The organism is Bacillus sp. FSL L8-0193 (assembly GCF_037976065.1).
GTDB lineage: Bacteria > Bacillota > Bacilli > Bacillales > Bacillaceae > Bacillus > Bacillus paralicheniformis.
This window is the reverse complement of the sequence record NZ_CP150261.1, coordinates 474,962-487,277: the sequence shown is the minus strand read 5'-3', so window position 1 is coordinate 487,277 and position 12,316 is coordinate 474,962. Positions and strand designations below refer to the sequence as shown.

Sequence of the window (12,316 nt, the reverse complement as noted above, 5' to 3'; positions counted from 1 at the left end):
TCCTTTTGTAAAACGGTTCCTGATATATATATGCCATTCTAGTAAAATCCGCTTGTACATGAGATAGATAAAATTTTATTAAAAAATCTTTTCATCCAAATTTTTTTTCAAAACTTTTTACTATCCGCTTGTAAAGCGCTTCACAACTTGTTGCATCATCGATCATACATTCAAATCGATTGAAGGTGTATTGACACGAACATTATATAAGAATATGATTTTTATAATAGACATAGAAAGAGAAGGAGTATTGCGAATGTCAAACCATCAAAAAGAAACTTTTCAAAACATTCCGCAAAAGGGGTTTTTTGGACATCCCCGCGGACTCTTCACTTTATTCTTCACTGAATTTTGGGAGCGTTTTTCATACTACGGTATGAGAGCCATCCTTATCTACTATTTGTATACAGAGGTGTCAAAAGGCGGCCTCGGGTTTGATCAAACCACAGCGAACTCGATTATGGCCGTATACGGTTCCCTCGTCTATATGTCCGGCATCATCGGAGGCTGGATAGCGGACAGGCTCCTCGGAACTGCAAACACCGTGTTTTACGGCGGCGTGCTCATTATGTTCGGACACATTCTTTTGTCATTCCCGGGAAGCGTCCCCGCGTTTTTCATCAGCATGTTCTTGATCATCATTGGGACAGGCCTTTTAAAACCAAACGTATCAAGCGTTGTCGGCGATTTATACAGCCCTGAAGACACCCGTCGCGATTCAGGTTTCAGCATCTTCTATATGGGGATCAACCTTGGCGGATTTCTTGCGCCGATTATCGTCGGCACAGTCGGCCAGTCATACAACTACCATCTCGGCTTCAGCCTTGCTGCCATCGGCATGCTGTTCGGGCTGCTGACCTATTTGGCGACACGGAAGAAAAATCTCGGTTCTGCTGGAAGAACAGTGCCGAATCCGCTGACACCCGCTGAAAGAAAAACGGTGTTCGGACGGATTGGAATCGGTGTTTTGGTGATCGCTGCTATCTTTGGCTATTCCGCCTTTATGGGCTGGATGACAATCAAGCTGTTTACGATGATCGTCAGCTGTCTCGGTATTTTGATCCCGCTAATTTATTTCATCGTCATGTTTAAAAGCTCCAAAACGACGAGTGATGAACGTTCCCGTCTCACAGCTTACATTCCGCTGTTTGTCGCATCGATGATGTTTTGGGCGATTCAGGAACAAGGCGCCAATATTTTAGCCACCTATGCAGATAAACGCACTCATTTAGAATTTTTAGGTGTCCAATTGCACTCATCTTGGTTCCAGTCGCTGAATCCGTTGTTCATCGTTGTGCTTGCACCGGTTTTCGCATGGATTTGGATGAGGCTCGGCAACCGTCAGCCGTCAACGCCGACGAAGTTTTCACTCGGCTTGATTTTAGCCGGACTGTCATTTGTCGTCATGATTTTCCCTGCTTATATCAACGGCACTGAATCGCTTGCCAATCCAATGTGGCTTGTGCTCAGCTTCCTGATCGTCGTTCTCGGGGAATTGTGCTTGTCTCCAGTCGGGTTATCCGCAACGTCAAAGCTGGCTCCTGCGGCATTCTCAGCGCAGACGATGAGTCTATGGTTCCTGTCAAACGCTTCTGCACAGGCCATCAACGCACAGATCGTCAGATTTTACAGCGCTGATACAGAGATCGCCTACTTCGGCGTCATCGGCGGTGTATCCATCCTGCTCGGAATCATTTTGATGTTGCTGTCACCGAAAATTCAGAAATTTATGAAGGGTGTCAATTAAAAAGCAACAGGCCGATACTCCTTTTCTGAAGGATTTGCTTCTTGTCCGGCGAATAACTGAATAACCAATCGGTGCAGGATGGGAGGATAAAATTTTGGCGATCAAAAAGACAGCAAAGCCCGGATTTGTTGGTGTTGGCTTTTCACAAACCGTTTCATTCGAAGAAGCCCGGGCGAAAAAGCTCCACGGCATCATTCAGCAGCTGAAAGACCGGCGCGGAGAAATAGTCGGTGTTCAAGAAGACAGCGGTATGTGGGCCATATCGGATCATCACGGCGAAGGGGAATTCACTTTTTATATATTAATGGAGACGGAGAGCCTCCCCGAAACCCTTCCGGAAGGAATGATCAGCTATCAGGCGCCCGCTCTGACATATGCTCATACAAGACATCCGCAGCATGAGCGGCCTGAAGTGACTTATCAAAAAGTCTATCAATGGATCAAAGATCAAGGTCTTCGTTTAAACTGTGACGCTTTTACACAATTGGAATTTTACCCGATGGATCAGGATTTAAACGAACTTGCGTTTGAGATATACATTCCGATTCAATGAGAGATAGCGATGTTAAAGGCAGCCCCCGGAAAAAATTCCGGGGGTTTTCTTTGCGGTTTCGCACTCTAGAGTATCGGCGGTCTTTTTTAGCCATCGCTTTTTAACAAAAGTTTACATCCCCGCAAATGATAATTTTCATTGGTTTGCTAGGATAAGTGTTATCAAAAGGAGGTTAATATATGAACTTTTACAAAACGCTCGCCTTATCAACACTTGCAGCATCTTTATGGTCTCCCTCATGGAGCAGTCTCCCCCATAACGAAGCTGCGGCTCACAAAGAATTCACGGTGACTGCCGATGCGGAGACAGAGCCGGTGGATACCCCTGACGACGCGGCAGATGACCCGGCGATTTGGGTTCATCCGAAGCAGCCTGAAAAAAGCAGGCTCATCACAACAAACAAAAAATCGGGCTTAATCGTCTATGATTTGAAGGGAAAACAGCTTGCGGCCTATCCATTTGGCAAATTAAACAATGTCGATCTGCGCTACAATTTTCCGCTCGATGGCAAAAAAATTGATATTGCCGGGGCCTCAAACCGGTCAGACGGCAAAAACACGGTTGAAATTTACGCCTTTGACGGCGAAAAAAGCAAGCTGAAGAACATTGTCAATCCTCAAAAACCTATTCAAACCGATATCGAGGAGGTATATGGCTTCAGCCTGTATCACAGCCAGAAAACTGGCAAGTTCTACGCCATGGTGACCGGAAAGAACGGAGAATTCGAGCAATATGAACTGTTTGACAACGGAAAAGGACAAGTCGAAGGCAAAAAGGTCCGCTCATTCAAAATGGGCTCTCAAACAGAAGGGCTTGCGGCAGATGATGAATACGGCAAAATGTACATCGCCGAAGAAGATGTTGCGATTTGGTCTTTCAGCGCCGAGCCGGACGGCGGAGATAAAGGAAAAATCGTCGATCGTGCCGACGGACCGCATCTAACCGCTGATATTGAAGGGCTGACGATTTACTACGGAGAAGACGGAGAAGGGTATTTGATCGCGTCCAGTCAGGGCGATAACCGTTATGCCATCTATGACCGGCGCGGGAAAAACGACTATGTCACCGCTTTTTCAATTGATAATGGCAAAGAAATCGACAGGACAAGCGATACCGATGGAATCGACGTCATCGGCTTCGGTCTCGGCAAAACATATCCATACGGCATCTTTGTCGCCCAAGACGGCGAAAATACGGAAAACGGACAACCGGTCAATCAGAACTTCAAAATTGTCTCCTGGGAAAAAATCGCCGACGCGCTTGATGACAAGCCTGATATCGATGATCAGGTCAATCCCCGAAAACTGAAAAACCGAGCCAAATAAGGACGGATCCGCGGGTATTTCCCGCGGATTTTTTACATCCCTTCATGTTAAGATAACAATTAATGGAGGGATAGTATTGCGTCTAAATCTTTATGCTGTAGTGTTTATTATGTTGGCGGTTTTATCAAATGTGGTGCTTCTCTTTATTTTCGATCAAGGTGTGTTGGCGTATATTTCAGCTGTCATCTTCCTGCTCGCTGCTGCATGTTGCACGAAGCGCCGGCCTGAAGAATGAGGCTTCCTAGGCTTTGCGGCTTCTCCGCAAAATGCTCGTTCCGTATGGAGGCAGTTTGAGAGCGCCTTTTTTCCGGGTTCCTTTTAAGACGTCCGTATATGTTTCTTCCGGAAGCGAGACCGTGCGGTTTTCCGCTGTAAAATTCATCACGAAAATATAATCGTGGCGGCCGTCTGTGCGGAGCTGGGCGGTGACGCCTTTCGGAAGCTCTGTATCGAGCACTTTGGCAATCCCGCACTCTTCAATGAGCCTCGATATAAACGCCTCTTGGAACGCCGCCTCATTCCTTGAAGCGATATAGTAGGCCTTCCCGTCTCCGAACAAATTGACCGTCAGCGCCGGCCGGCCCGCGTAAAAATCTTCCCCGTACAGAGCGAGCGCTTCGGCTCCTTCTAAATGAATCAGATCGCAAAGCTCGCTGGCTTCATAGCTCCCGCTTAATCCGAGCCGGTTTTCTGCATCCAGCACGATGGTATTATTCTGCCCGTCATGAAGCGCATCGATCTCCTCAGACCAAATGCCGAGCGTTTTTCTTAAGCCTCCAGGAAACCCTCCCAGGAACACAAGATCATCCTCATTGACAATACCCGACCAATAAGTGGCAACAAATGTCCCCCCGTTTTGAACGAACTGTTCAATCCTTTCAGCGGTGCCTTCTTTCAGCATGTAGAGCATCGGGGCGACCAAAAGCTTATAGCGGGAGAAATCGGCCTCCATATGAATCACATCAACCGGTACACCTTCCCGCCAAAACGGCTCATAAAACGATTTGGCCGTCCGTTCATAATGCATGCCGATATTGCGCGGACCTTGGGCGTCTTCCAAAGCCCAGCGATTCTCCCAGTCAAATATAATCGCGGCCTCGGGTTCGACTGTCGTTCCTGCGACATCCTCAAGTTTTTCGAGCTTTTCCCCAAGTTTTTTCACTTCCTGAAAGACGCGCGTATGCTCTGATCCCTCATGATCAACGACTGCCCCGTGAAATTTTTCGCTTGAGCCGCGGCTTTTCCGCCATTGAAAATACTGAACAGTGTCCGAACCGTGAGCGACTGCCTGTAATGATGACAATTCATGCATACCGGGGCGCTTCAGCTTGCTGACATCCTGCCAGTTCGTCATGCTCGGCGTACTTTCCATCAGCATGAACGGCCGGCCGCCTTTAAGAGACCGATTGATGTCATGAACAAAAGCAATATCGGCTCCAAGCCGGCTGTCTTCCTGCCGGCTGTTGTGCCATGCCGGATAAGAATCCCACGAGATGACATCAAGCAAATCGACAAACTTCCAATAATTCAATCCGGCATACGTTCCCATAAAATTCGTCGTCACGGGCAGTTCAGGGTTAAAAGAACGGACATGGGCGATTTCATGCCGGCAAAAATCAACCGTCTGATCTGTGACAAACCGCTTCCAGTCCAAATTCAGACCGTGAACGGCATCCTCGCCGTGCGGAGCCGGCGACTCGATTTCGTCCCAATCTGTATAGGTGTGGCTCCAAAACGATGTCCACCATGCATGATTAAGGCGGTCCAGCGTTTTGTATTTCGCGAGCAGCCACTCTCTGAACTTATCTTGGCAAAGTTCACAATGACACTCTCCGCCGTATTCATTGGAGATATGCCAGCCGATGACAGCCGGGTGATGCGCATAGCGCTCCGCAAGCTTTCCGTTTATGATCGCCGTTTTCCTGCGGTAGACAGGCGACGTATAGCAATGATTGTGCCGCTTTCCGTGAAGGTTTCTGATCCTGTTGCGCTCCGTTCTCAGCACCTCGGGATACTTTTTGGACATCCAAGCCGGTCTGGCGCCGCTCGGTGTAGCCAAGAACGCATAAATTCCGTTTTCCTTGAAAGTATCAAGAACCTGATCGAGCCAATCAAATGTAAATCTTCCTTCTTCAGGCTCGAGCGAAACCCAGGAGAAAATGCCGACAGACATCACATTGCAGCGGGACAGCTTCATCAGGCGGATATCTTCTTTTAAAACGTCCGGATATTTAAGCCATTGATCAGGGTTGTAATCGGCTCCATGCAACAGTCGGGGAACTTTCCGGCTGATCGGGGGATACGGTTTGACCATCGTAAAGTTTCATCCTCTCTTCCTCGTTTTCATATGACGCGGAGACAGACATTAAACGCTTTCAAAAACAGGTTGTTAGATTATATACTCTGTTTTCTTCCCTCTTTCCTGCCTGGTGGATGAATTTTCCTGTATGATTGAATTTATCTTTCTTTATTTGTAAAATATAATCTATCATTAACATTTTTAACTTTATTTCCATACACTTGACTAAATCAACTATTTTATTATAATTGATTAAAGCAACGATTTATAGGGAGAGAGGTTTTGAGATGACAGAAATCAATCATTCTATCACGTTAAAATTCAGAAAGTTCAATCGATTCTACACAAATGTGCTCGGTTTTCTGAATGAACATATTTATGACAGCCCTTTTTCATTGACGGAAACCCGGATATTATTCGAAATTCACAATACGGCCGATTGTACAGCCAAACTGATTCAAGATACGCTCGGTCTGGACCGGGGCTATGTCAGCCGGATCCTGAAGCGGTTCGAAAAGGAAAATATGGTCTATAAAAAGAGAAGCGAGGAGGACAGCCGCAACCACTATATCTATTTAACAAGCTTCGGCGAATCCATTTATAAGAAGCTGGAGACAAAAGCCAATCAGCAAATCGAATACATGCTGAAGCATATCGACGGCCCCCATCAGGAAAAGCTGACGGAGGCGATGAATACAATTGAATGCATATTGTCGGAACACCTGCCGCCCGAGAAATCGGACGTTTCCATAAGAGATTACTATATATCGGACGATATCAAACTGATGATCGAAAAACAGCGTGCGTTTTACGCGGAGACACATGGCTGGGACGATTCATTTTTGGATTACCTTCACGAAACATTTGATGCCGATATCGAAAACATCTGGATCGCAGAGAGCGCCGGAAGGTTTGCGGGATGCGTCGGGCTCGTCAAACATCCCGGCAAAACCGTACAGCTCAGATGGTTTCTGGTCGATGCCGCTTTTCGGCATCAGGGAGTCGGCACGCGCCTTTTGAAGCATCTCATCGATTATTGTAAAGACAATCAATTTGAACGGATTTTTCTATGGACGGTAAGTACGATGGCTGAAGCGCGGCCTTTGTATGAAAAATTCGGATTCAGACTGACGGAAGTGAAAGACGAGACTTTATTATGGGGACAGCGGCTCCGGGAAGAACGCTGGGATGCCGAGTTAGGCTGACGAAATGGAGGATCTATGAAACGGAAAATACACTACGCCTGGATTATCGTTTTTGTGACGTTTTTGACGCTTTTGGCCGTTCAAGGAGTGCGCCTTTCTTTCGGGGCCTTTATTCAGCCTTGGGAAGAGGAATTTTCAATGGACAGGGGCACGATTTCGCTTATTTCCATGCTGAGCTTCATTGTCTACGGTGTATCCCAGCCGGTAATCGGCAGGCTTGTCGACCGGTTCGGACCGCGGATCATTTTATCTCTCAGCACGCTTCTGGTCGGCCTGAGCATCTTTTTTACATATCTCGTGACTTCTCCGTGGCAACTGTTTATTTTGTACGGCATCATCGTTTCTCTCGGCGTCGGCGGTGCGTCGAATGTCGCATCGACCGTGATCGTGACCAACTGGTTCAATGAGAAGCGGGGGCTTGCATTCGGCATTATGGAAGCGGGATTCGGCGCGGGGCAGATGCTGCTTGTCCCTGGATCGCTCATGTTGATCCACTGGTTTAACTGGAAAGTGACCGTTATCGTTCTCGGATTGTTTTTAGCTGTTATCGTATTTCCGATCGTCATCTTGTTATTGCGGAATCATCCTTCGGAAAAGAATGTACAGCCGATCGGCGGCACTCAGGGCGGCGAGACAAAAGAAGAGCCGGACGCCCAGCCTAAAAAGATTCCATACAAAGCCGTTTTTCTCAAAAGAACGTTTTGGTTCCTCGTCTTGCCGTTTTTCATTTGCGGATTTACAACGACGGGGTTAATGGATACCCATCTTATCCCTTTTTCGCATGACCACGGGTTTTCGACCGAAGTAACAAGCGCCGCTGTCAGCCTGCTGGCCGGGTTTAACATCATCGGCATTTTGATTTCCGGCGTCGTCGCTGACCGCTGGAGCAGCCGAAAAATTTTGTGCTTTTTATATGCCGTAAGGGCGCTGTCGCTTGTCATTTTGTTGTCGAGCCACAACTCGGTCCTCCTGCTTTGCTTCGCGGTTTTGTTCGGTTTGGTCGACTTTGCGACCGTCGCCCCGACGCAAATGCTCGCAACCCAGTATTTCAGGCAGTACTCCGTCGGGTTCATTCTCGGCTGGCTGTTCCTCAGCCACCAGCTCGGTTCGGCGCTCGGCGCTTATTTGCCGGGCGTCTGGTACAGCCAAACAGGCAACTATAACCTGTCTTTCTATCTTTCAATCGTTATTTTGGCGGCAGCAAGCATTTTGAACATCCTCCTGCCGGAACCTAAAAAAATAAACCCCACACTGAATCAGGAAGGACGTTCAGTCCAGCAATAATGAAAAAACCTGTTTTTGATGTTCAAAAACAGGTTTTTCTTTATCAATTAAGAAGTTTTATTCTTATTGTAAATATCAAATGCAACGGCAATCAAAAGGACGAGGCCTTTAATTGCTTGCTGCCAGTCAATGCCCAGACCGAGCAGCGACATACCGTTGTTCATGACCCCCATGACAAGGCCGCCGATGATGGCCCCGCCGATCGTACCGATTCCGCCGTAAGCTGAAGCACCGCCGATGAAGCAGGCCGCAATGGCGTCAAGTTCAAACAGGTTTCCTGCTTTCGGAGTGGCCGCGTTTAAACGGGCGGCAAAAATCAATCCGGAAAGAGCAGCTAAGACGCCCATATTGACGAAGACCATAAAGGTAAGCCGTTTTGTTTTGATTCCTGAAAGCTCGGCTGCTTTTTCATTGCCGCCGATTGCGTAGATTCTCCGCCCGATGACGGTTTTTTTCATAACGAATGTATACCCGGCGATTAAGATGAACAATGTGATCAAAATGAGAGGTATGCCTTCGTACGTCGCGAGAATGTAGGTAAAAAGGTTGATAATGGCGATGATAAAAAACACCTTAACTGCAAACAGACCTTTTCCCTGCAAGTCAAATTGGAATTTCTTCTGCATGTTTCTCTGCTGAAGCTGATACACGAGATAAAGAATCGACACTCCCGCTCCGGCGACAATCGTCGTCATATGGAGCGCGCCTCCGTTCAGCCAGTCCGGGATAAAGCCGGACGCCATTTTTTGAAAGGACACGGGAAATGGAGCGATCGATTTCCCCTCAAGCACGATCATCGTGAGTCCTCTGAACAATAGCATTCCCGCCAGCGTCACGATGAAGGCTGGAATCTTGACATAAGCGATCCAAAATCCCTGCCAGGCGCCGATTGCCGCTCCCAGAAGCAACGACAGAACGACCGCCGCAAACAGCGGCATATCGTTTTCGATGATCATCATCGCGGAGACGGCGCCGACAAAAGCGGCGACTGAACCGACTGATAAATCAATGTGTCCCGTAATGATGACGAGCATCATCCCGATGGCTAAAATGAGAATGTAGCTGTTTTGCAAAATCAAGTTCGTAATGTTCAGCGGCCTCAGCAAAATTCCGTCTGTCAGTATTTGAAACAGCAGCATAATAAACACGAGCGCAATGACCATGCTGTATTTCCGGATGTTCTGCTTATACATGTCGCGAAACAGCTGAAAGTAACCGGGCTGAGCGCGGTCTTTATCCGTTTGCACCGGTGTCTGCATACGCCTCTCCCCCTCTCTTCATGCGGATGGTCATATATTTCATCAGCTTCTCCTGATCAGCTTCTTCTTTGGAAAATTCAGCGGTGATTTCCCCTTCACACATCGTATAGATTCTGTCGCACATTCCCAGCAGCTCGGGAAGCTCCGAAGAAATCATAATAACCGCTTTACCTGCTTCGGCAAGCTGATTGATGACGCCATAGATTTCGTATTTGGCGCCGACATCGATGCCGCGCGTCGGTTCATCCAAAATTAAAATGTCAGGCTCCGCAAAAATCCACTTGCTCAGCATGACCTTCTGCTGGTTGCCTCCGCTTAAATTTCCGGTCCGCTGGCCGATGTCGGGCGTCTTGATGTTCAATTTCCTGCGAAAATCCTCCGCTTCATGTTTTTCGCGGCGCTCGTCCATCACCAATCGGCTCGACACCTTCTCCAGTTTGGACAGCGTAATGTTTTCTTTAATGCTGTCATCCAGAATCAGACCGTTTCCTTTCCGGTCCTCCGTCACATAGACGATGCCGTTTTTAATGGCTTCTTCAGGGTGGCGGATGTAAAGCTCCCGCCCGTCTTTTTCGATTGTGCCGGAGATGTTTTTTCCGTATGATCTTCCAAAGATGCTCATCGCCAGCTCCGTCCTTCCGGAGCCCATCAAGCCGGCAATTCCTGCGATCTCGCCTCTTTTGACGGAAAGGGCCGCCGTGTTTACCACTTTGCGGTCCTGTTGAAGAGGATGATGAACTGTCCAATCCTTCACTTCAAAGATGACGTCCCCGATCTTGGCGCTTCTGGCAGGATAGCGGTTTTGCAGCTCCCTGCCGACCATGCCTCTGATGATCCGGTTTTCGGTCAATTGCCCGCTTTGCACATCAAGCGTTTCGATCGTCTGTCCGTCGCGGAGCACGGTAATCGAATCTGCGACGTTCGTAACCTCATTTAATTTATGGGAAATCATAATTGAAGAGATCCCCTGTTTTTTCAGTTCGAGTAAGAGCCGCAGCAGATTCTCGCTGTCCGCTTCATTTAAAGCCGCAGTCGGTTCATCCAAAATCAAGAGCTGCACCTTTTTCGCCAGCGCTTTGGCGATTTCAACAAGCTGCTGCTTTCCGACGCCGATTTGGGAAACAAGCATATCCGGAGATTCATGAAGCCCGACTTTTTTCATTAACTCGAGCGTTTCCAGCTTCGTTTTTCGCCAATTGATGACGCCGCGGCTCGCCTGTTCATTGCCCAAAAAAAGATTTTCCGCAATGGAAAGCTGGGGGACGAGCGCCAGCTCCTGGTGGATGATGACGATCCCCGCTTCCTCGCTTTGCTTAATATTTTTGAATTGGCATACTTCCCCTTTATACAAAATGTCGCCCGTATACGTACCGTACGGATATACACCGCTCAGCACCTTCATCAAAGTCGACTTGCCCGCCCCGTTTTCTCCGCAGAGGGCATGGATTTCGCCCGCTTTAACGCGGAGGTGGACATTGTCGAGCGCTTTGACGCCGGGAAACTCCTTCGTGATGCCTCTCATCTCCAAAATGCAATCGGACATCGGATCACTTCCCTAATTCCGATTCTTTATAGTAACCGCCGTCAACGAGCACTTTTTTATAGTTCTCTTTATCGACGACGACCGGCTCAAGCAAATAGGACGGAACGACCTTCTCTCCGTTGTCATACGTCTTTGTGTCATTGACTTCCGCTTTTTCGCCTTTTAAGACGGATGTCGCCATCTCAACGGCTTTTTTCGCCAGCTCTCTCGTATCTTTGAAAATGGTTGAGGTCTGCTCCCCTTTAATGATCGAGTTCACGGAAGCAAGCTCCGCATCCTGTCCCGTAATAACCGGCAGCGGCTTCTTGTTCGATCCGTAGCCCGCACCTTTTAAAGAGGAAATGATTCCGATGCTGATCCCGTCATAAGGTGAAAGCACCGCATCAAGCTTCGCTTTTGTATAATGCGCGCTCAGCAAATTGTCCATCCGGGATTGCGCGGTTGCGCCGTCCCACCTGAGCGTCGCACCTTGCTCAAATGAAGTCTGGCCGCTCAATACCTTTAATTTGCCCGAATCGATATAAGGCTTCAAAACAGACATGGCGCCGTCAAAAAAGAAATGCGCGTTGTTGTCGTCGGGCGATCCTGCGAACAATTCGATGTTGAACGGCCCTTTTTTGTCTTTTAAGCCAAGCTTTTCTTCAATATATTTCCCTTGGAGTTCTCCGACTTTATGATTGTCAAATGTCGCATAATAGTCGACATGTTTGCTGTTCATAAGCAGCCGGTCATAGGAAATGACTTTAATATCCTGCTTATTTGCTTTTTCAAGGACGTCGGTCAGCGCTTCCCCGTCAATCGAAGCAATGACGAGGACATTGACGCCTTTTGTAATCATATTCTCGATTTGTGAGACTTGGTTTTCAACGACATCTTCCGCATACTGCAGATCCGTTTTATACCCGAGTTTTTCAAACTCTTTCACCATATATTTCCCGTCATACACCCAGCGTTCCGATGACTTTGTCGGCATTGAGATTCCGACGTAGCCTTTGTCTCCACCTCCGCTCGCCTGATTCCCCGAACAGGCGGAAACAATAAGACAGAAAAGCATTGCAGTGATCAACAGCCAGCATTTTTTCATGCTTGGTATCCCCCTTT

The 12,316-nt window shown here is 47.9% G+C and carries 10 protein-coding genes; 6 read left to right on the top strand and 4 right to left on the bottom strand.

Features of this window, described 5'->3' with window-relative positions; genetic code table 11:
- Window positions 1-256: 256 nt before the first annotated feature.
- From MHH76_RS02455 to MHH76_RS02440, 4 genes are all read left to right on the top strand, one after another.
- A complete protein-coding gene (locus MHH76_RS02455; RefSeq protein WP_023855639.1) occupies window positions 257-1,747 on the top strand; it encodes a peptide MFS transporter in 1,491 nt (496 codons plus the stop codon).
- A gap of 94 nt (window positions 1,748-1,841) precedes the next feature.
- On the top strand, window positions 1,842-2,300 hold the full coding sequence (locus tag MHH76_RS02450; RefSeq protein ID WP_023855640.1) for a GyrI-like domain-containing protein: 459 nt from the start codon (window positions 1,842-1,844) through the stop codon (window positions 2,298-2,300).
- A gap of 179 nt (window positions 2,301-2,479) precedes the next feature.
- Window positions 2,480-3,625 carry a phytase gene (locus MHH76_RS02445; protein WP_023855641.1) on the top strand — a complete coding sequence of 382 codons (1,146 nt, stop codon included), beginning with the start codon at window positions 2,480-2,482 and terminating at the stop codon, window positions 3,623-3,625.
- Between the two features lie 76 nt (window positions 3,626-3,701).
- Complete coding sequence (locus tag MHH76_RS02440; protein WP_023855642.1) at window positions 3,702-3,860, top strand: hypothetical protein; 159 nt, start codon at window positions 3,702-3,704, stop codon at window positions 3,858-3,860.
- A gap of 6 nt (window positions 3,861-3,866) precedes the next feature.
- On the opposite strand, the gene MHH76_RS02435 is transcribed toward MHH76_RS02440, so the two are convergent.
- Window positions 3,867-5,939, bottom strand: coding sequence for a beta-galactosidase (locus MHH76_RS02435; RefSeq protein WP_035337226.1), 2,073 nt, complete (start codon window positions 5,937-5,939; stop codon window positions 3,867-3,869).
- A 272-nt stretch (window positions 5,940-6,211) separates the two neighbouring features.
- On the opposite strand from MHH76_RS02435, the gene MHH76_RS02430 reads away from it, so the two are divergent.
- Together MHH76_RS02430 and MHH76_RS02425 are read left to right on the top strand one after the other, a co-directional pair.
- Window positions 6,212-7,129, top strand: a complete 918-nt coding sequence (locus tag MHH76_RS02430; RefSeq protein WP_043054056.1) for a helix-turn-helix domain-containing GNAT family N-acetyltransferase — start codon at window positions 6,212-6,214, stop codon at window positions 7,127-7,129.
- A 15-nt stretch (window positions 7,130-7,144) separates the two neighbouring features.
- The gene (locus tag MHH76_RS02425) at window positions 7,145-8,413 is read left to right on the top strand and encodes an MFS transporter (RefSeq protein ID WP_023855644.1); all 1,269 of its coding nucleotides are present in this window, start codon (window positions 7,145-7,147) and stop codon (window positions 8,411-8,413) included.
- A gap of 47 nt (window positions 8,414-8,460) precedes the next feature.
- Here MHH76_RS02425 and mmsB read toward each other — a convergent pair whose 3' ends face one another.
- From mmsB to chvE, 3 genes are read right to left on the bottom strand one after another with little or no spacing between them, the layout of a single operon-like run.
- The gene (gene mmsB, locus MHH76_RS02420; protein ID WP_020450150.1) at window positions 8,461-9,672 is read right to left on the bottom strand and encodes a multiple monosaccharide ABC transporter permease; all 1,212 of its coding nucleotides are present in this window, start codon (window positions 9,670-9,672) and stop codon (window positions 8,461-8,463) included.
- Entirely contained in the window at window positions 9,647-11,215 is a 1,569-nt protein-coding gene (mmsA, locus tag MHH76_RS02415) for a multiple monosaccharide ABC transporter ATP-binding protein (protein WP_023855646.1), read from the bottom strand. Before mmsA ends, mmsB begins: the two co-directional genes overlap by 26 nt.
- 4 nt (window positions 11,216-11,219) lie before the next feature.
- Window positions 11,220-12,299 carry a multiple monosaccharide ABC transporter substrate-binding protein gene (gene chvE / locus MHH76_RS02410; RefSeq protein WP_020450148.1) on the bottom strand — a complete coding sequence of 360 codons (1,080 nt, stop codon included), beginning with the start codon at window positions 12,297-12,299 and terminating at the stop codon, window positions 11,220-11,222.
- Window positions 12,300-12,316: the final 17 nt, after the last annotated feature.

Excerpts from the sequence above, each read along its gene's own strand:
- MHH76_RS02425 (WP_023855644.1), top strand. The coding sequence starts at position 7,145 with ATGAAACGGAAAATACACTACGCCTGGATTATCGTTTTTGTGACGTTT.
- MHH76_RS02430 (WP_043054056.1), top strand. The coding sequence starts at position 6,212 with ATGACAGAAATCAATCATTCTATCACGTTAAAATTCAGAAAGTTCAAT.
- mmsB (WP_020450150.1), bottom strand. The coding sequence starts at position 9,672 with ATGCAGACACCGGTGCAAACGGATAAAGACCGCGCTCAGCCCGGTTAC.
- MHH76_RS02435 (WP_035337226.1), bottom strand. The coding sequence starts at position 5,939 with ATGGTCAAACCGTATCCCCCGATCAGCCGGAAAGTTCCCCGACTGTTG.
- MHH76_RS02455 (WP_023855639.1), top strand. The coding sequence starts at position 257 with ATGTCAAACCATCAAAAAGAAACTTTTCAAAACATTCCGCAAAAGGGG.
- MHH76_RS02445 (WP_023855641.1), top strand. The coding sequence starts at position 2,480 with ATGAACTTTTACAAAACGCTCGCCTTATCAACACTTGCAGCATCTTTA.
- mmsA (WP_023855646.1), bottom strand. The coding sequence starts at position 11,215 with ATGTCCGATTGCATTTTGGAGATGAGAGGCATCACGAAGGAGTTTCCC.
- chvE (WP_020450148.1), bottom strand. The coding sequence starts at position 12,299 with ATGAAAAAATGCTGGCTGTTGATCACTGCAATGCTTTTCTGTCTTATT.